General features: G+C 71.3%; 16 protein-coding genes. 4 read left to right on the top strand and 12 right to left on the bottom strand.

The window, feature by feature from the left end:
* Positions 1–7: 7 nt before the first annotated feature.
* The 8 genes from hemL to hemE are packed head-to-tail and all read right to left on the bottom strand — an operon-like array spanning position 8 to position 8,357.
* Complete coding sequence (gene hemL / locus QNI14_RS02535) at positions 8–1,312, bottom strand: glutamate-1-semialdehyde 2,1-aminomutase (protein WP_283714609.1); 1,305 nt, start codon at positions 1,310–1,312, stop codon at positions 8–10.
* Entirely contained in the window at positions 1,309–2,304 is a 996-nt protein-coding gene (gene hemB / locus QNI14_RS02530; RefSeq protein ID WP_283714608.1) for a porphobilinogen synthase, read from the bottom strand. The genes hemL and hemB overlap by 4 nt, the downstream gene beginning before the upstream one ends.
* Positions 2,301–3,074, bottom strand: coding sequence for a uroporphyrinogen-III synthase (locus QNI14_RS02525; protein ID WP_283714607.1), 774 nt, complete (start codon positions 3,072–3,074; stop codon positions 2,301–2,303). The genes hemB and QNI14_RS02525 overlap by 4 nt, the downstream gene beginning before the upstream one ends.
* Positions 3,071–4,006 (bottom strand): hydroxymethylbilane synthase, encoded by a 936-nt coding sequence (gene hemC, locus QNI14_RS02520; RefSeq protein WP_430539229.1) that lies wholly within the window; start codon positions 4,004–4,006, stop codon positions 3,071–3,073. The genes QNI14_RS02525 and hemC overlap by 4 nt, the downstream gene beginning before the upstream one ends.
* Positions 4,003–5,250, bottom strand: a complete 1,248-nt coding sequence (locus QNI14_RS02515) for a ferrochelatase (RefSeq protein WP_283714606.1) — start codon at positions 5,248–5,250, stop codon at positions 4,003–4,005. The genes hemC and QNI14_RS02515 overlap by 4 nt, the downstream gene beginning before the upstream one ends.
* On the bottom strand, positions 5,247–5,933 hold the full coding sequence (hemQ, locus tag QNI14_RS02510) for a hydrogen peroxide-dependent heme synthase (protein WP_283714605.1): 687 nt from the start codon (positions 5,931–5,933) through the stop codon (positions 5,247–5,249). Before hemQ ends, QNI14_RS02515 begins: the two co-directional genes overlap by 4 nt.
* On the bottom strand, positions 5,923–7,305 hold the full coding sequence (locus tag QNI14_RS02505; RefSeq protein WP_283714604.1) for a protoporphyrinogen/coproporphyrinogen oxidase: 1,383 nt from the start codon (positions 7,303–7,305) through the stop codon (positions 5,923–5,925). The genes hemQ and QNI14_RS02505 overlap by 11 nt, the downstream gene beginning before the upstream one ends.
* Positions 7,290–8,357: a uroporphyrinogen decarboxylase gene (gene hemE, locus QNI14_RS02500; protein WP_283714866.1), complete on the bottom strand. Its 1,068-nt coding sequence runs from the start codon at positions 8,355–8,357 to the stop codon at positions 7,290–7,292. Before hemE ends, QNI14_RS02505 begins: the two co-directional genes overlap by 16 nt.
* Before the next feature lie 113 nt (positions 8,358–8,470).
* Here hemE and QNI14_RS02495 point away from each other — a divergent pair, with 113 nt between their 5' ends.
* Both QNI14_RS02495 and QNI14_RS02490 read left to right on the top strand, forming a co-directional pair.
* Positions 8,471–9,754, top strand: a complete 1,284-nt coding sequence (locus QNI14_RS02495) for a glutamyl-tRNA reductase (protein ID WP_283714603.1) — start codon at positions 8,471–8,473, stop codon at positions 9,752–9,754.
* A gap of 2 nt (positions 9,755–9,756) precedes the next feature.
* Positions 9,757–10,761, top strand: a complete 1,005-nt coding sequence (locus QNI14_RS02490; protein ID WP_283714602.1) for a LacI family DNA-binding transcriptional regulator — start codon at positions 9,757–9,759, stop codon at positions 10,759–10,761.
* Here QNI14_RS02490 and QNI14_RS02485 read toward each other — a convergent pair.
* From QNI14_RS02485 to QNI14_RS02470, 4 genes are all read right to left on the bottom strand, one after another.
* On the bottom strand, positions 10,740–11,621 hold the full coding sequence (locus QNI14_RS02485; protein ID WP_283714601.1) for a TatD family hydrolase: 882 nt from the start codon (positions 11,619–11,621) through the stop codon (positions 10,740–10,742). The genes QNI14_RS02490 and QNI14_RS02485 overlap by 22 nt on opposite strands.
* Positions 11,618–13,198 (bottom strand): methionine--tRNA ligase, encoded by a 1,581-nt coding sequence (gene metG, locus QNI14_RS02480; protein ID WP_283714600.1) that lies wholly within the window; start codon positions 13,196–13,198, stop codon positions 11,618–11,620. The genes QNI14_RS02485 and metG overlap by 4 nt, the downstream gene beginning before the upstream one ends.
* Before the next feature lie 47 nt (positions 13,199–13,245).
* On the bottom strand, positions 13,246–13,692 hold the full coding sequence (locus tag QNI14_RS02475; protein WP_283714599.1) for an ArsR/SmtB family transcription factor: 447 nt from the start codon (positions 13,690–13,692) through the stop codon (positions 13,246–13,248).
* Positions 13,693–14,289: 597 nt separating this feature from the next.
* Positions 14,290–15,303, bottom strand: coding sequence for a LacI family DNA-binding transcriptional regulator (locus QNI14_RS02470; protein WP_283714598.1), 1,014 nt, complete (start codon positions 15,301–15,303; stop codon positions 14,290–14,292).
* Positions 15,304–15,486: 183 nt separating this feature from the next.
* Here QNI14_RS02470 and QNI14_RS02465 point away from each other — a divergent pair, with 183 nt between their 5' ends.
* Together QNI14_RS02465 and QNI14_RS02460 are read left to right on the top strand one after the other, a co-directional pair.
* Positions 15,487–17,496, top strand: coding sequence for a beta-galactosidase (locus QNI14_RS02465; RefSeq protein ID WP_283714597.1), 2,010 nt, complete (start codon positions 15,487–15,489; stop codon positions 17,494–17,496).
* Between the two features lie 103 nt (positions 17,497–17,599).
* Entirely contained in the window at positions 17,600–18,841 is a 1,242-nt protein-coding gene (locus QNI14_RS02460; protein WP_283714865.1) for a sugar ABC transporter substrate-binding protein, read from the top strand.
* Positions 18,842–18,856 lie beyond the last annotated feature (15 nt).

Below are 18,856 nucleotides of genomic sequence, written 5' to 3'. Positions count from 1 at the left end.
GCACGCCTCAGCCCGCAGCAGCCCGCGCCGCCGCAGGCAGCGCGTCGACGATGCGGCCGATCGCGGCGTCGTCGTGGGCGGCGGTGACGAACCAGGCCTCGAACGCGGACGGCGGCATCGAGACACCGGCATCCAGCATCGCGTGGAAGAACCGGCCGTACGCCGCCGAATCCTGCGCGGTCGCGGTCGCGTAATCCGGCACCCCGCCGACAACGGCGTCGCCGAAGAAGATGCTGAACAGCGTCCCCGCCCACTGCACGACGTGCGGCACCCCGGCCTCCGTCAACGCAGCGGATGCCGCGCCGGCAACGGCCTGCGCTGCGGCATCCAACCGCCGGTACACCGCTGCGTCGGCGAGCGTCAGCGTCGCGAGCCCGGCGGCGACCGCGACCGGGTTCCCCGACAGCGTCCCCGCCTGGTAGACCGGACCGGTCGGCGCGAGCAGATCCATGATGTCGGCGCGTCCGGCGACCGCAGCGACGGGCAGCCCGCCGCCGATCACCTTGCCGAACGTCACGAGATCGGGAACGACGTCCTCTCCCGCAGCCGTCAGCACTCCCGCGTACCCCGACGCCGAGGCACGGAACCCGGTCAGCACCTCGTCGCTGATGAGCACCGCGCCGTTCCGGTGCGCGATGTCGGCGAGGAACGCGGTGAATCCCGGCGCCGGCGGCACGACACCCATGTTCGCGCCCGCAGCCTCGGTGATGATCGCGGCGATCTTGCCGTCGTGCTCGGCGAACACGGCCTCGAGCGCGGCCCGGTCGTTGTAGGGCAGCACGAGCGTCTGCGCGGCGATCGCCGCCGGCACGCCCGCCGACCCCGGCAGCGCGAGCGTCGCGAGTCCCGACCCGGCCTGCGCCAGCAGCCCGTCGGAATGCCCGTGGTAGTGCCCCGCGAACTTGATCAGCAGGTCGCGCCCGGTCGCGGCGCGCGCGAGCCGGATCGCCGTCATCGTCGCCTCGGTACCGGTCGACACCAGCCGCACCTTCTCGGCGGCGGGCACCCGACGACGGATCTCCTCCGCCAGTTCGGTCTCGGCCGCAGTCGGCGCACCGAACGACAGCCCGCGCTGCGCGGCCGTGACAACGGCGTCGAGCACCGCGGGGTGGGAGTGTCCGAGCAGCGCCGGCCCCCAGCTCGCGATCAGATCGACGTACTCGCGACCGTCGGCGTCGGTGACGTACGCACCCTTCGCCGACACCATGAACCGCGGCGTCCCGCCGACCGACCCGTAGGCGCGGACGGGCGAATCCACACCACCGGGAATGACCTCCCGGGCGCGGGCGAACAGCTCATCGTTGCGGCTCATGCGAGCTCCTTCCCGGCGCGCAGCCAGCCGGCGACCTCGATCGCCCAGTACGTGAGGATGACATCGGCCCCGGCGCGGCGGATGCCCAGCAGGCTCTCGCCGATCGCGCGCTCCCGATCGATCAGACCGGCGGATGCCGCGTGCTCGATCATCGCGTACTCGCCCGACACCTGGTACGCCCAGACCGGCACGCTCGACGCGTCGGCGACCCGCGCCAGCACGTCGAGGTACGGCATCGCGGGCTTCACCATCACGACGTCCGCGCCCTCCGCGATGTCGAACAGCGCCTCTTCGACGCCCTCCCGACCGTTCGCGGGGTCCATCTGGTAGGTGCGACGGTCGCCCTGCAGCGTCGACTCGACCGCGTCGCGGAACGGACCGTAGAACGCCGACGCGTACTTCGCCGAGTACGCGAGGATCGCGACGTTCGCGAAGCCCGCAGCATCCAGCGCGGCGCGCACCGCGCCGACCTGGCCGTCCATCATCCCCGACAGACCGAGCACGTCGGCGCCGGCGCGAGCCTGCGCGACGCCCATCTCGGCGTAGATCTCGAGCGTCGCGTCGTTGTCGACCGACCCGTCCGCGGCGAGCACACCGCAGTGGCCGTGGTCGGTGAACTCGTCGAGGCAGAGGTCGGCCTGCACCGTCAGGCGCCCCGCCGCCGCACGTGCCGCGACGGCGATCGCCCGGTTCAGGATGCCGTCGGGCGAGGTCGCACCGGTGCCGGTCGCATCGCGCGTCAACGGCACGCCGAAGAGCATGATCCCGCCGAGGCCGGCCGAGGCCGCGGCATCCACCACATCGGGAAGCGCATCGAGCGGATGCTGCGAGACGCCGGGCATGCTCGCGATCGGCTGCGCCTCGGTGATGCCCTCCTTCACGAAGACCGGCAGCACGAGCTGCGACGGCACGAGGTGGTGCTCGGCGGCGAGGCGGCGGAGCGCGGGCGTGCCGCGCAGGCGGCGGAGGCGGCGGGTCGGGAACGCGGTCATGCGGACTCCTTCGGATGAGCGGGGAGGGCGTCGAGCTCGGCGATCAGCGCCTCGATGCCCTGCGAACGTGCGGTGTGGGCGACGGTGAACCCGATGGTCTCGGCGTCGCGAGTGGTGCCGGGGCCGATGGATGCCACGAGGGTACCCGCCGGCAGCGCGCCGACCTGGCGACGGAGCTCCCGCCCGACGCTCACCGAGGTCAGCAGCACGACGTCGACGATGCCGGTGCGGAGGTCGTCGACGACCTGTTGGTCGAGGTCGACGCCGACGGTGCGATACGAGACACACACGTCGACGGGGAAGCCACGCACCTCGAGCTCGTCGCTCACGACGGCCTGCGCGAGGTCGCTGCGCAGCACGAGCGAGCGTCCGGTTGCGGACGGTGCACGACCGACGCACCACTGGCGGATCATGGCGGCAGCCGAAGACGCACCGACCGGCACGAAGTCGACCGGCCACCCGGCGGCCTCGACGGCGCGTGCGGTCGCCTGGCCGACGGTGGCGATGCGAGTGGATGCCGGTACCTGCACGCCCTGCGCCAGGAGCTGCTCGACGGTCGCGGCGCTCGTCACGAACACCCACGCGTACTCCCCCGCCGCCAGCGCGGCGAACGCGCGGTCGCGCGCGGCGAGGTTGCGCGGGGGCACCGTCTCGATGAGCGGAGCGACGACGGGCACCGCACCGCGAGCGGTCAGGGCAGCGGAGACGCGCTCACCCCACGCGCCGCCGCGCGGGACGAGGACGTGCGAACCGGAGAGCGCCCCCGTCATCGGGAGGTCCCGGCGAGGTCGGCGAGGTCCGCCGCACCGCCGGCGAACAACTCGCGCACCACGTCCGCCGCAATGGCCTCGCGGTCGGTGCCGGCGTCGAGGTCGCGCACCGCGCGGACGCTCCGCGAGCCGTCGAGCGCGGAGACCTCTGCGACGAGCGAGATGCGGCCATTGCGGACGACCGCGTCGATCGCGACGGGCGCGGCGCAGCCGGCTTCGAGGTGGCGGAGCACCGCCTGCTCGAGGTGCGCGGCGGTAGCGGCATCCGCGTCTTCCACGGTCTGCACGGCGGAGAGGGCGTCGGCGTCGCCGGCACGCACCTCGATCGCGAGCGCACCCTGCGCGGCCGAGGTCGCCCACGGGAGGACCTCGGTGATCGCGGCCTCGCGACCGATGCGGCGCAGGCCCGCCTCGGCGAGCACGACGGCATCGAACTCGCCGTCGGTCACCTTGCGGAGCCGGCTGTCGACGTTGCCGCGGATGCCCTCGACGACGAGGTCAGGCCGCTGCGCGAGCACCTGCGCGACGCGGCGGGGCGACCCGGTGCCGACGCGGGCACCTGCGGGGAGCGTCGCGACCGTGAGGCCGTCGCGCGCGCACAGCGCATCGCGCTGCGAGGCACGCTCGGGCACGGCACCGATGACGATGCCGGGGAACGGCGCCGTCGGCAGGTCCTTCATCGAGTGCACGAGCAGATCGCACTCGCCCCGCAGCAGCGCGTCGCGCAGCGCGGTCGCGAACACGCCCGTGCCGCCGAGCTGCGCGAGCGGCCCGGTGAGCACGTCGCCGTCGCTCGTGATCTTGACGAGCTCGACCGCGCGACCGGTCGCCGCAGTGATCGCGTCGGCGACCAGCTGCGACTGCGTCGTGGCGAGCAGGCTCGCCCGCGTGCCGAGACGGAGCGCTCCGTTTGTCCCTGTGCCGTGAATCACGGGGCGATCCCCGCGAGCGCGGGCTGGAACCCGAGTCGCTTGTTCTCGCAGCACCCCGGACGGCACACGTCGTACCAGGGCCCGAGGTCGGTCACCGCGGGGCGCTCGGCGACCGGCGTCGCCTGCAGCCGCTCCTCGACGAGGTCGACGAGGCCTGCGACGTATGCGGGGTGCGTGCTCGGTGTCGCGGTGCGGATGCCGATCATGCCGAGCTCCTGCGCGGTCTCGATCGCCTCGGTGTCGAGGTCCCACATGACCTCCATGTGGTCGCTCACGAAACCGAGCGGCACGATGAGCACGGCCTTGCGGCCGCGACCGGGAAGGTCCTGCATCGCGTCGTTGATGTCGGGCTCGAGCCATGGCACCGACGGCGGGCCGGAGCGGCTCTGGAACACGAGCTGCCACGACGACGGGATGCCGAGCTGCGTCATGATCTCGGCGGCGACGGCCATATGCTGCGCGACGTATGCGCCGCCTTCGCCGAATCCGCGCTCGGGCGGGCCGGAACGGTCGGCGTCGGCGTTCGGGATCGAGTGCGTCGAGAAGAGCACCTCGACGTCGTTCGCGAGGTCGGTGATGCCCCGCGCCTCGAGCTCGGCGACCGCCGAGCGGATGCCGTCGACGAACGGCGCGACGAAGCCGGGGTGGTCGAAGAACTGCCGCACCTTGTCGATCTGGAGCGCGGTCTGCAGGCCGGTCGCCTCGACGGCGTCCGCGAGGTCTTCGCGGTACTGCCGGCACGACGAGTACGAGCTGTAGGCGCTCGTCGCGATGGCGAGCAGCTTCGTGCGACCGTCGCGGTGCGCCGACTCGACGGCATCCGTCACATACGGCATCCAGTTGCGGTTGCCCCAGTAGACCGGCAGGTCGAGCCCGCGCGAGGCGAGTTCGGCGTCGAGCGCCGCCTTCAGCTCGCGGTTGTGCTCGTTGATCGGCGACACGCCGCCGAAGTGGCGGTAGTGGTGCGCGACCTCCTCGAGCCGTTCGTCCGGGATGCCGCGGCCCGCGGTGACGTTCCGCAGGAACGGGATGACGTCATCCTGGCCCTCCGGGCCGCCGAAGCCGAGCAGCAGGATGCCGTCGTAGGCGACCGGGACGGTCGCGTGCGGCTCGCCGCCGCACGTCGCCTCGGTCGCGCCAGGGACGGCGCAGCCGGAGGCTGTGACCGTGCCGGTCGCGCGCGGCGGCTTCGGGCGGAACTCGCTCCCGTTGTTCCCGGTGCTCCCGATGTTGACGGCGCTCATGCGAGCACCTCAGCGAGCTCGGCGACCTGCACGCGGCGACCGGTGTAGAACGGCACCTCTTCGCGCACGTGGCGGCGCGCGTCGGTGGCACGCAGGTCGCGCATGAGGTCGACGAGGCTGATGAGGTTGTCGCTCTCGAGCGGCAGCAGCCACTCGTAGTCGCTCAGCGCGAACGTCGAGACGGTGTTCGCCACGACGTCGCGGAACTTCGCGCCCTGGCGGCCGTGCTCGGCGAGCATGCGCGAGCGCTCCTCCTCGGGCAGCAGGTACCACTCGTAGCTGCGCACGAACGGGTACAGGCACAGCCACTGGCGGGCGTGCTCGCCGCGCAGGTAGCCGGGCACGTGGCGCTTGTTGAACTCCGCCTCGCGGTGCACGCCCATCGCGCTCCAGATGTTCTCGAACGCGGCGAGCACGTCGGTGCGACGCAGGTCGCGGAGCGCCTTCTGGAGCTCGGCCGGGTCCTCACCGTGCAGCCACACCATCAGGTCGGCGTCGGCGCGCATCCCCGTCACGTCGTACAGACCGCGCAGGGTCACGCCGCGCGCGGGCAGCGCCTCGGCGACGGCCTCGAGGGCGGTCAGTTCCTCGGTCGACGGTGCGCCGCGGCGCGGGCGGGGACCGGCGAGGATCGCGAACAGGGTGTACCCGAGCTCGGGTGCTGACGTCTCGTCAGCGGACATGACGTGCTCCTTCTTGAGGGGTGGTGGCGAGGATCTCGTGCGCGAGGGCACGGGCGTGCGGGATGACCGAGGCGAGCCCGGTCCCGGCGGCGATGGCGCCGGCGAGGCGGATGCCGCGCGCAGCGGCAGCCGCCGCCAAAGCGGTGCGGGCGTCGGGGGTGCTGACCGCGTCTGGCCATTCGACGTGGACGAGTGACCGCACCGCGGACGGCGCGACCGACGCGCCGGTCAGCGTGCGGACGGCGCGGGCGACGTCGACCTCGGCGTCGATGCGGGCGCCGTCACGGGCGGACAGTCGCACGAGCGAGACGTCCGTGCCGAGCGCGGCATCCGCCCACTCCCACTTCGCGTCGACGTGGGTGAGCGCTTTCGCGGGCGTCGCGACGTCCTGCGCCACGATGACACCCGAGCCGACCGGGTGCGCTGCGAGGGCGCGCGAGGCGATCTCGGCGACGGCGAGGCGCACCGGTTCGGCCGGCGCGACCGACGCGCCGAGCAGTTTCGCCGCCGCCGACGGACCCGTCGCGAGCACGATCTCGGCCGCGTCCAGCGTCTCGCCGTCGATGATCACGGCGGTCCCGTTGTCCTTCCGGCGGAGTTCGCGCACCGCTGTACCTGTGCGGATCACCGCGCCGGCGCGCAGCGCTTCCGCGCGCAGCTCCGACGCGAGCCGCCAGAGCCCGCCCTCGACGCCGCGGACGGCGGACCCGGCGCGCGTCGCGGGCGCGAGCGCGTCGACCGCGGCGGTCAGCGACCCGAGCCGCTCGTACGCCTCCCAGAGCGCCGGGTGGAGTGCGGACAGACGAACGGATGCCGCGTCGTGCGAGTACACGCTGCGGCACAGCGGCTCGACGAGGCGCGCCGCGACGGCAGCGCCGAAGCGCTGGGTCACGAGGTCGGCGAGCGACGGCTCCGCACCCTCGGTACGGGGCATCGCGCGCTCTTCGGCGGCACGGCGACTGCCGGCGGCACCGAGGATCCGGGCGACATCGGGAGCAGTCGGGTCGGCCGGCATGCCCACGATCGCGCGACGCGGCAGCGGCGCGCGATGCGTGCGCCCGAACCGTCCGCGGAAGGCGAGATGCGCCCCTGCGGGGAGCGGATCGACGAACTGCACCGGCAGGCGGGCGTCGACCACGAGGTCGTGCACGCCGCTCGTGCGGGTCGCGAACGACTCGGCACCCAGGTCGACGTCGAGGCCTGCGACAGCACCTGCCCGCAGCATCCCGCCCGTCGTGTCAGCCTGTTCGAAGAGGACGACGTCGCGTCCGGCGCGGGCGGCCTCCCAGGCGATCGTGAGGCCGGCGATCCCGCCGCCCACGATCACCAGGTCGTGCACGACCGCGGCATCCGACATCAGCGCGCCCGCCACTCGTGGACGGTGCGCACCACCGCCGAGATCGCGTCGGGGTCGGCGTCCATCGGGACGCCGTGACCGAGGTTGAAGACGTGGGCGCGCGCGGCGCGGCCGGCCTCGAGGATCTCGTGGATCGCGGTCGTGCGGATCTCCTCGGGGGCGAACAGCAGCGCCGGGTCGAGGTTGCCCTGCAGCGTCAGGTCGCGGCCGATCCGGCGATGCGCCTCATCGAGCGGCACGCGGTAGTCGACGCCGAGCGCGTCGATGTCGGGGGTCGCCATGTCGACGAGGATCTCGCCGGTGCCGACGCCGAAGTGCACGAGCGGCAGACGGTCGACGCCCTCGGGCAGCGTGAGCGCACGAGCGTGCGCGAGCGCGGCCACCGACGCCGGCAGCACGGCCTCGCGGTAGTCCTTCGGCGGCAGTCCGCCGGCCCACGAGTCGAAGAGCTGGCCGGCACTGGCACCGGCCTCGATCTGGAGCGCGAGGAAGCGACCGGTCACCTCGGCGAGCCATGCGGTGAGGTCGTCCCACGCGGCGCGGTCGGTGTGGATCAGGCGGCGTGCCGCCATGTGGTCCTTCGATGGGCCACCCTCGACGAGGTACGCGGCGAGCGTGAACGGCGCGCCCGCGAAGCCGATGAGCGGCAGCGGTTCGCCGCGACGCTCCGACTCCTCGGCGAGCATCGCCGTCGTGCGCGAGACGGCGTCGGCGACCGGCGCACCGCGCTCGATGACGAGCTGCGGGTCGATCGCGACCGTCGCGGCGATGTCGGCGGCCGTGTGCAGCGGCTTCGAGAAGACCGGGCCACGGCCGGCGGCGATCTGCACATCGATGCCGAGCAGCGCGAGCGGAACGATGATGTCGCTGAAGAAGATCGCGGCATCCACCCCGTGCCGGCGAACCGGCTGCATTGTGATCTCGCTCGCGAGCGCCGGGTCGAGGCACGCCTCGAGCATGGTGCCCTGCGAGCGCAGCGCGCGGTACTCGGGAAGCGAGCGGCCCGCCTGCCGCATGAACCACACGGGGGTGATCTCGGGTCGGTCGCCGAGCAGGGCTCGAACCAGTCGCGACGAGGCGGTGCGGTGAGCGATGAGGGGATGGCTGGAGGCCGGAATGATGAACTCCTCGAATCGGTTAATCGATATACTAGTCGCGATCCGAGGGGGTTCTCTTCACTGTGCTCGTCTGTCTCACCGCCCATCAGCGCTCCACGCCGTTCGACTCGCTCGAGCGGCTGTCGACCGTCGGCGACGAGCTGGCGGCCGAGCTGAGCGGCATCCACGATTCGGTCCGCGGCGCAGTCGTGCTCGCAACCTGCAACCGCTTCGAGGCGTACTTCGACCTCGCCGACGACCCCCTCGCCGCAGACCACGAAGGCGACGCCGCACTCCCCGCGATGGATGCCGCGCTCGAGACGATCGCGCACGCCGCCTCCATGCCCTTCCGCGACCTCCGCGAGCACGTCGACTTCGCGCACGGCAACCAGGTCGCCCACCACCTGTTCTCGGTCGCCTCCGGCCTCGACTCCGTCGCCGTCGGCGAGGACGAGATCGCCGGGCAGGTCAGGCGTGCACTCGAAGGCGCTCGCGAACGCGGCGTCACAACCGCCTCGCTCGAGCACCTCTTCCAGCGCGCCACCGAGACCTCGCGCTCGGTCAAGAACTCGACCCGCATCGGCGAGTCCGGGCGCTCGCTCGTCCGCCTCGCCGTCGACCTCGTCACCTCGCGCATCGACGACTGGGGCACCGCGCGCGTGCTCCTCGTCGGCACCGGTCGCTACGCCGCGGCATCCCTCGCCGCGCTCCGCGCCGTCGGCGCCGTCGACGTGCGGGTCCACTCCCCCTCGGGGCGTAAAAAGTTCGCGAACCGCGAGCACCTCGTCCACGTCGGCCGAAGCGACTTCGCCGCCGAGGCCGCCGCAGCCGACGTGATCGTCACCTGCACGACGACGGCAGCCGGTTCCTTCGCGCTGGGCGCCATGGCCCACGCCGACGCCCGCGCCGGCCGCACCGACGCGCAGGTCATCATCGACCTGGGGCTCCCCCGCAACGTCGACCCCGAGACCGCGCTCCTCCCCGGCGTTGAGCTGCTCGACCTCGAGACGATCCGCCTCCACGCCCCCGTCGACGAGGCCGAGACCCTGCTGCAGGCCCGCGACATCGTGGCATCCGCCGCCCAGCGTCACGCGGCGGCGCGACGCGTGCACGAGGTGTCGCCCTCGGTCGTCGACCTGCGCCACTTCGTCCAGGGCCTCCTCGACGAGGAGCTCACCCGCGCCCGTCGCCGCGGTGACGCCCCCGAAGTCGAGACGGCGCTCCGCCACTTCTCGGGCGTCATGATGCACCACCTCATCGCGCGCGGGCACACCCTCGCCGCCGGCGGCGCCGGGAGCGCGTGGGCCGATGCGGTCCGCACGATCCTGCCGGATGCCGCACCTGCGGCTCCCGACGAGGGCGAGTAACCATGCCCTCGAGCGTCACGCTGAAGGACATCGCCCGCGCCGCGGGCGTATCGACGGCGGCCATCAGCCAGGCGCTCAACGACCGCGGCAATATGCGGCCCGAGACGCGCGAGCGCATCCGCGCCATCGCCGCGGAGCTCGGCTACGTCCCGAATCGCCACGCGGCGGCGCTCCGCAGCGGGCGCACGATGACGGTCGGCTTCGTCATGGCCGACCACGACGAGTCCGACCGCCGGTGGGAGCTCCACCGCGTGCGGATGCTCACCTCCCTCGTTCGGGCGTCGGCCGAGCACGGCTTCACCGTGACGGTCCTCCCCGAGTCGAACCCCGACCTCCTCTCGGGCACGACCCTCGACGCGCTGTACGTTCCCGACGCGCGCGGCTCGCAGACCTTCCTGCAGGCGGCGATCGCCCGCGGCATCCCGATCGTGGCGGACGACCAGTTCGTCGACGGGTCGCGCGGGCTCAGTATCCGCACCGGGTACGACGCGGCCGTCCGTGCCGGGCTCGACGAGCTCGAGCGCACCGGCGCGGAGCGCATCGTGTTCCTCACTGAGGAGGGCTCGCACCCGCGTGACGAGATCGGCCGGACCGCCTACGAGATCTGGAGCGCCGTCCGCGGCCGCGAGGCGATCGTGTTGACGATCGACCCGTCGCGCCGCAGCCTGCCGCGCATCCTCAGCGAGGCGATCGCGGGCGGTGCCGACGCGATCTTCGCCGGCACCGAGGACGGCCCGGACGTCTACCTGCAGCTCGAAGAGATGCGCCTCGTCATCCCGCGTGACGTGCAGCTCGTCGCGCTGTGCGCGTCAGACTGCGACATGAACCGCCGCCTCGGCATGACCCACGTGTGCGTGCACCCCGAGCTCGCCGCGCAGGTCATGTTCGAGACGTTGCCCGCGGCGCTCGCCGATGACGGCCCGCGGGTCGTCGACCTGCCGTGGGACCTCGTCCCCGGCGCGACCACCAGGCGGGCGCTCGCCGTTCAGTCCTCGAAGGCGCCGTAGACCTCGAGCGTGTTCCGCGCGATCTGCGCGCTCAGCTCGTCGACATCGAGATCGAGCTCTGCCGCCATGAAGCGCACCGTCACGGGGATCAGGTACGGCGCATTGGGTCGTCCGCGGTGCGGCGTGGGCGTGAGGAACGGGGCATCCGTCTCGACGAGGATCCGGTTCAGCGGCGTCACCGCGAGCGCATCGCGCAGGTTCTGCGCGTTCTTGAACGTCACGTTGCCGGCGAAGCTCAGCCAGTACCCGCGCTCGGCGCTGTAGCGCGCCATGTCGGCGTCGCCCGAGAAGCAGTGGAAGACGGTCCGCGCCGGCGCACCGACGCGCTCGAGCGTCTCGAGCACCGCATCGTGGGCGTCGCGGTCGTGGATCTGCATCGCGATGCCGTGCCGCTTCGCGATGTCGATGTGCGCCTCGAAGCTCTCGAACTGCGCCGGGAGGCCGTCCTCGTCAGTGCGGAAGAAGTCGAGCCCGGTCTCGCCGACCGCACGCACGCGCGGCTGCGCGGCGAGCTCGTCGATGACGGCGATCGCGTCGTCGAGCTGCCCGGCGGCTTTATACGCGGGCGCCTCATTCGGGTGGATCGCGACGGCGGCGAGCACGCGAGGGTGGGATGCCGCGGCCCACGCCGACCACCGTGACGAGTCGATGTCGCCGCCGGCCTGCACCACGCCGATGACGCCGACCTCGCTGGCGAGCCGCAGCTGCTCGTCGAGCGAGCGCGGTTCGTCGCCGTCCTCGATCTCGAGGTGCGCGTGGTTGTCGTACAGCGGAACCGCGAGCGGCTCGGGTGCGGCGGGCCAGCGCACGTCGCGGGCGGACTGCTCCCGTTGACGGACGTAGCTGCTGGGGTCGGTCACGCGGGCTGCTCGACGCGCGGGAAGAGCGGCGTGAGCGGCGTGACGGTCGCGCCCGCGGGCAGCTGGCCCCACGAGCCGGCCGCGCGCAGCGGCTGAGCAGTGAGCTCGCCGAGACCGGGCTCTGCGCCGAGCGCATCCCACAGCTTCGCGGTCGAAGCCGGCATGACGGGCGAGAGCAGCACGGCGAGGGCTCGCAGTCCCTCGGCCGCCGTGTACAGCACCGTCGAGAGTCGCTCGCGCTTCGCCTCGTCCTTCGCGAGCGCCCAGGGCTCGTTCTCGGTGATGTAGCCGTTCAGCTCGTCGACGATCGTCCAAATCGCGTCGATCGCTTCGTCGGGGCGGAAGCGCTCGATCGCGGCATCCGCGTTCGTCGCGGCATCCGCCACCACCCGCTGCACGCGCAGGTCGATCTCTTCGGCAGCACCAGCCGCCGGCACGACGCCGTCGAAGTAGCGGTCGATCATCGCGACGGTGCGCGAGGCGAGGTTGCCGAAACCGTTGGCGAGCTCGGCCTGATAGCGGGCGGACAGATCCTCCCACGAGAACGAGCCGTCCTGGCCGAAGGCGATAGCCGAGAGGAAGTAGAACCGGTACGCGTCGGCGCCGAACACGTCGGTGATCTCGGTCGGCGCGATGCCGGTGAGCTTCGACTTCGACATCTTCTCGCCGCCGACGAGCAACCAGCCGTGCGCGAAGATGCCGCGCGGCACGTCGAGGCCTGCGGCCATCAGCATGGCGGGCCAGATGACGGCGTGGAAGCGGAGGATGTCCTTGCCGACGACGTGGTACGCCGGCCAGCGGCGGTCGAACTGCTCGGGATCGGTGCCGTAGCCGACGGCGGTCGCGTAGTTGAGCAGCGCGTCGACCCAGACGTAGATGACGTGGGAGTCGTCCCACGGCACGCGGATGCCCCAGTCGAACGCCGACCGCGAGATCGAGAGGTCTTTGAGCCCCGACTTCACGAACGAGACGACCTCGTTGCGGGCCGAGTCGGGTCGGACGAAGTCGGGCTGCGTCTTGTAAAGCGCGAGCAGGCGGTCCTGGAACTCGCTGAGCTTGAAGAAGTAGTTCTTCTCCTGCAGCAGTTCGAGGGGCTTGGAGTGGATGGCGCAGACCTTGAGGCCTTCGAACGGACCGGTGCCGTCGACGATTTCGGCCTCGGGCTTGAACTCCTCGCAGCCGACGCAATAGAGCGCCTCGTACTCGCCGGCGTAGATGTAGCCACGGTCGAAGAGCGCCTGCACGAACTGCTGGACGCGCTCTTCGTGGCGGGCCTGCGTCGTGCGGATGAAGTCGTCGTTGGCGACGTCGAGGGTGCGCAGCAGCGGGAACCAGGACTCTTCGACGAGCTTGTCGACCCACTCCTGCGGCGTCACGCCGTTGGCGGTCGCGGCGCGGAGCATCTTCTGGCCGTGCTCGTCGGTGCCGGTGAGCATCCAGGTGTCGTCGCCGGCCTGGCGGTGCCAGCGCGCGAGCGTGTCCACCGCCACCGTCGTGTACCCGTGACCGATGTGGGGAAGGTCGCTCGGGTAGTAGATCGGGGTGGTGATGTAAAAGCTGTCGCCGCCGGAAGTCACCCGACGATTCTAGGCGGCGCCGGCCCCGCGCTGACGCGTGTGACGGCTCAGAGCGGCGGCACCGGGTAGAGACCGAGGTCCGGTTGGGACGCCACGTGTGACGTTGTCTGCCGACCGCGGGTGCCGCGCCGCGGCGGGCGTCCCGGTCCCTTCCGCGGAGCGGGCGGAAATCCGTGGAGCGGATCGCGGCGCCCGCGACCGAACGGATCGGTGCCGACCCCACCGCTCATCCGGCGGCGAAGTTCTGCGACCTCCGCTTCGAGGAGCTCGAGTCCACCTTCGGTCAGGAAGTACCACCGCCACTGGAGGTCCGCCTTGATGTCGATGAATTCGGCATCGCGCAGGATGCGTGCGTGCTTGGAGACCGCCGTCCGGGAGATTCGGAACTCGTGGGTGATCGCAGCCGCGACTTCGCCCGCCGTGTGCTCGCCGCTCGCGAGGATCTCGACGATTCGCCGCCGGACCGGCTCGGCCATGACTTCGAAGGGGTGCATGCCGGAACGCTAGGGCGCACCTCCGACATCGCTCTGGCCCCGCCGTCGCGCCCGAACGTCGCGGCTCGGGCTTCGGCACCCTTCCGAAATCGTCATGTGACTTCCAGCTCACACAGTCCCGGGAGCGCGGCGCGTGACTTCCCGCTCACACAGGAGCCGGGGGGACGGTGTGTGACTCCCGGCTCACACAGAAGCCTCGGGAAGGGCGCGTGACTCCCCGCTCACACAGGAGCCTCGGGAAAGGCGCGTGACTTCCCGCTCACACAGGAGCCTCGGGAAAGGCGCGTGACTTCCTGCTCACACAGGAGCCTCGGGAAGGGCGCGTGACTTCCCGCTCACACAGGGGCCGGGGGGGACGGTGTGTGACTCCCGGCTCACACAGAAGCCTCGGGAAGGGCGCGTGACTTCCGGCTCACACGAGCGGAGTGAGCCGCCCCTCGGCCTCATTCTGAGGGAGGGAAGCGCTCGGTCGGGACTCCAACTCCCAATGTGAGCCGGAAGTCACATGACGAAAATCGAAGGGTCTGAAGGTCGCGAGCATGGGCTGACGAAGTCACTTGCCTGCGGTTCGCCGAAGGGCCCGTCGAGCGCGGATGCTCAGGCGCTGTCGCGGATGACGAGCGTCGTCGGAAGCATCACGGGGTCGCGCTCGATGCCGGCGATCGAGTCGAGAAGGATCTCGACCATGCGGCTCGAGATCTCTGCCCACGGCTGACGCATCGTCGTGAGCGGCGGGTCGGCTGTCGCGGCGAGCCCCGAATCGTCGAAGCCCGCGACGGCGACATCCTCGGGCACGCGCCTGCCCGCCTTGCGGAGGGCGGCGATCGCGCCGACGGCCATGACATCGGATGCCGCGAACACCGCGTCGATGTCGGGCGCGCGCTCCAGCAACCGAGTCATCGCCGCGGCGCCGGCGTCGCTCGAGTAGACGTCCTGCTCGACCAACGCCGGGTCGAACCGGTCACCCATCTCGTCGCGGAACCCGACCAACCGGAACCGACCACCCGGGGTGTCATTCGGACCCGTGATCACCGCGATCCGCTCGAACCCGCGGTCGAGCAGGTACCGGGTCATCGCCCGCGCCGACGCCTCTTCGTCCACCGACACCGTCGGCACGTGGGCGCGGTCACCCAGCGGCACACCACTGCACACCGTCGGCACTCCGGCCGCCGTTAGCGACGCGAGCAGGGGGTTCGACTCGTGCGACGAGACCAGCAGCACGCCGTCGACGTGCCCGGCCCGCACATACCGTTCGATGTTCGCGTACTGCGACGGGTCCTCCGCGATGAGCAGCACGAGCGTCATGTCGCGCTGCGCGAGCGCCTCGGTCGCGCCGCGGAGGAGCAACGCGAACGTCGGGTCGGCGAATAGCAGATGCTGCGGTTCGGTCAGCAGGAACGCGACCGAACCGGCCCGTCCTGTCGCGAGGCTTCGCGCGGCATGACTGACGGTGTACCCCGTCGTCTTGATCGCATCCTCGACAGCGGCGCGGGCATCCTCCGACACCCACTTGCCGCCGTTGATCACGCGCGACACGGTCCCATGCGAGACACCGGCCACGTCCGCGACGTCGCGGATGGTCGGCCGCCGACGGTCGGAAGGGAGCACCACGCGCCGACTCTATACCTGCCACGCCCATCCTGTGACCGGTCACAGTTCGGTAACGACGAGAGAAATGTGGCATCCAGTCGACATAGACTCCTTGCGAACCTGTTACCGGTCACAGCCACGTCACAGTCCCGCACGTGACGACGCGACCGGAGCTCCGCTCGATCAATGAGGACGGCTCGACGCATGACGACCACGGTGTGGCCACGACTGGAAGGCATCGCCTACGGCGGCGATTACAACCCAGAGCAGTGGCCGCGCGAGGTGTGGGACGAAGACGTGCGCCTCATGCGCGAGGCAGGCGTCACGATGGTCAGCATCGGCATCTTCTCGTGGGGGCTCATCGAACGCCGCGAAGGCGAGTTCGACTTCACGTGGCTCGACGAGATCATCGAGCTGCTGCACACGAACGGCATCGCCGTCGACCTCGGCACCCCCACCGCCTCTCCACCGGCCTGGTTCTTCGCGAACTACCCCGAGGCCCGCGCGGTCACGAAGGACGGCGTCGCACTCGGGTTCGGTGCGCGCGGCATGGTCTCGCACTCCGCGCCCGCCTACCGCACCGCGATCGCCCGCATCGCCGGCGCCCTCGCCGAACGCTACGGCAACCACCCGGCCGTCGCGCTCTGGCACATCCACAACGAGTACGGCGTCCCCGTCGGCGAGGACTACTCCCCGGCCGCCATCGCCGCATGGCGCGAGTGGCTGCAGGAGAAGTACGGCACGATCGACGGCCTCAACGCCGCGTGGGGCACCGCGTTCTGGGGCCAGCACTACGAAGAGTGGGCGCACGTCGGCGCACCCGCCGCAGCCCCCTCGACGATCAACCCTGCGCAGAAGCTCGACTTCGCACGCTTCACCGACCACCAGCTGCGCGCATGCTTCATCACCGAGCGCGACGCGATCCGCGCCCACAGCGACCTGCCCGTGACGACGAACTTCATGGCGAACCAGCACTGGGGCTGCGACCTCTGGGCCTGGGCGCAGGAGGTCGACATCGTCTCGGACGACCACTACCTATGGGCGGCCGACCCCGAGGGCGAGATCGGCCTCGCGATCGCGGCCGACCTGACCCGCTCGGTGGGCGGCGGCAAGCCGTGGATCCTCATGGAGCACTCCACCTCTGCCGTCAACTGGCAGCCCCGCAACGTCGCCAAGCGCCCCGGCGAGATGGCACGCAACTCCCTCAGCCACCTCGGCCGCGGCGCCGACGGCATCCTCTTCTTCCAGTGGCGCGCAGGGCGTTCCGGTGCCGAGAAGTTCCACTCCGCGATGCTTCCCCACGCGGGCGCCGACTCCCGCGTCTTCCGCGAGGTCGTCGACCTCGGCGCGAAGCTCGGAGCACTCGGCGAGCTGCAGGGCTCGCGCGTGCAGGCCGACGTCGCGGTGCTCTGGGACTTCGAGTCATTCTGGGCGCAGGACCTCGAGTGGCGCCCGTCCGAGGACGTCACCCACGCCGAGCGGATCCGCGCGTACTACGAGCGTCTCTGGCGCGACGACATCACGGTCGACTTCGCGCTCCCCGGGCACGACCTCTCCGCGTACAAGCTCGTCGTGGCGCCCGCCCAGTACCTGCTGACGCAGGCGGATGCCGCGAACCTCACGGCCTACGTCCGCGGCGGCGGCACGCTCGTCGTGTCGTTCTTCTCGGCCGTCGTCGACGAGCACGACGCCGTCCACGCGGGCGGCTTCGGCGCACCCCTCGCCGAGGCGCTCGGCGCCTGGGTCGAGGAGCACCTGCCGATGCGTGAGGGCGAGACCGCCGGCATCCGCTTCGGTGACACCACCCTCACGGTCGACGTCTGGGCGGAAGACCTCGTGGTCACGACGGCCGAGGTCCGTGCGACCTACGACGGCGGCCCCGGCGACGGGAAGCCCGCCGTGACGCGCAACGCGCTCGGCGACGGCGCCGCCTGGTACGTCAGCACCCGCCCCGACGCCGCCGGGCTCCAGCAGATCATGACGGCGGTCTACGCCGACGCCGGCATCGTCCCCTCGGGGACGCCGGCCGGTGTCGAGACGATCCGCCGACGCGGTGACGACGCGGACTACGTCGTCGTCATCAACCACGGCGCCGACGCGGCGCCCTACGAGACCACCGGAACCGACCTGCTGACACAGGAAGAGATCCGGGGGACCATGGTGGTGGCAGGCGGCGACGTTGCCGTCGTCAAGGAAGCGCATCACCCGCACTGAGAGAGACACCGCCGTGACCATCCGGTCGCGGCGCAACACCGGTCGTAACGGCGCGACCTCAGACGAGGCCACGCCGGAAGACCACATCCGGAAGGAACAATCCATGCGCAAGATGGGCATCGGCGTCGCTGCACTCGCGGCCGGATCCATCCTGCTGGCCGGTTGCGCCAGCAGCACCCCCGCAGCACCCGAGGAGACCGACGCCGGTCCGATCGACGCCAGCGGGGTCACCCTCACCGTCTGGGCCGACGAGAACCGTCTCCCCGCCATCGAGGCCGCCGCGGCGACCTTCGAGGAGGAGACCGGCGGCGCGATCGAGATCGTCCAGAAGAACTTCGAGGACATCCGCAACGACTTCACCAACCAGGTGCCGACCGGCGAAGGCCCCGACATCACGATCGGCGCGCACGACTGGCTCGGCAGCCTCGTGCAGGCCGGTGTCGTCTCGACGATCGACATCGGCGAGGCTTCGTCGAACTTCGAGCAGGTCTCGCTCGACGCGTTCACCTACGACGGCCAGATGTACGCCCTCCCCTACTCGCTCGAGACGATCGCACTCGTCCAGAACACCGACCTCGTCGGTGAAGAGGCGCCCGCGACGTGGGACGACATGGTGGCAGCGGCCGACGAGGCCGGCGCCGAGCGCGCCGTCGTCATCAACACCGCCGGTCAGACCGGTGACGCCTACACGATGTACGGCTTCCAGACCTCGTTCGGGGCCCCCGTGTTTGTCCAGGACGACAGCGGCTCGTACACCGCCGAGGTCGGCATGGGCGGCGACGCCGGTGCAGCCTTCGCCGAGTGGCTCGGCGAGCACGGCGAGAAGGGCACCGGCAACATCTCGACCACGATCGACTACGACACCAACAACGAGCTGTTCGCCGCCGGCAAGGCCGCGTACACCGTGCAGGGCCCGTGGGCGATCGAGGCGCTGACCGCGCAGGACGTGCCCGTCAAGGTGAGCCCGATCCCCACCGCCGGTGGCGAGACCGCGTCGCCGTTCGTCGGCGTGCAGGGCTTCTACGTCAGCGCGCAGAGCGAGAACGCGCTCGTCGCGCAGGAGTTCCTGACGAAGTACCTCGCGACCTACGACGCGCAGAAGGCGCTGTACGAGGCCGACCCGCGCATCCCCGCATGGTCGGACCTCGCCGAAGAGGTCTCGTCCGACCCGATCATCGCCGGCTTCGTCGCGTCGTCGCAGAACGGCGTCCCCATGCCGAACATCCCCGAGATGGGCGCCGTGTGGGACCTCTGGAACGCCGCACAGGTGCAGATCATCAAGGGCGCTGACGCGGCCAGCACCTGGGAGCAGATGGTGACCGACCTCGAAGGCACCATCGGCTGACCGACTCCCGGGCGC

This window comes from Microbacterium dauci, assembly GCF_030065535.1.
GTDB classification, from domain to species: domain Bacteria; phylum Actinomycetota; class Actinomycetes; order Actinomycetales; family Microbacteriaceae; genus Microbacterium; species Microbacterium dauci.
The sequence above is the reverse complement of the archived record's forward strand: the minus strand, read 5'-3'. Positions and strand labels throughout refer to the sequence as shown.

Coding starts and splice junctions, on each gene's coding strand:
- QNI14_RS02465 (WP_283714597.1), top strand. CDS start 15,487: ATGACGACCACGGTGTGGCCACGACTGGAAGGCATCGCCTACGGCGGC.
- hemB (WP_283714608.1), bottom strand. CDS start 2,304: ATGACCGCGTTCCCGACCCGCCGCCTCCGCCGCCTGCGCGGCACGCCC.
- QNI14_RS02490 (WP_283714602.1), top strand. CDS start 9,757: ATGCCCTCGAGCGTCACGCTGAAGGACATCGCCCGCGCCGCGGGCGTA.
- QNI14_RS02460 (WP_283714865.1), top strand. CDS start 17,600: ATGCGCAAGATGGGCATCGGCGTCGCTGCACTCGCGGCCGGATCCATC.
- QNI14_RS02515 (WP_283714606.1), bottom strand. CDS start 5,250: ATGAGCGCCGTCAACATCGGGAGCACCGGGAACAACGGGAGCGAGTTC.
- QNI14_RS02525 (WP_283714607.1), bottom strand. CDS start 3,074: ATGACGGGGGCGCTCTCCGGTTCGCACGTCCTCGTCCCGCGCGGCGGC.
- hemQ (WP_283714605.1), bottom strand. CDS start 5,933: ATGTCCGCTGACGAGACGTCAGCACCCGAGCTCGGGTACACCCTGTTC.
- hemL (WP_283714609.1), bottom strand. CDS start 1,312: ATGAGCCGCAACGATGAGCTGTTCGCCCGCGCCCGGGAGGTCATTCCC.
- QNI14_RS02475 (WP_283714599.1), bottom strand. CDS start 13,692: ATGCACCCCTTCGAAGTCATGGCCGAGCCGGTCCGGCGGCGAATCGTC.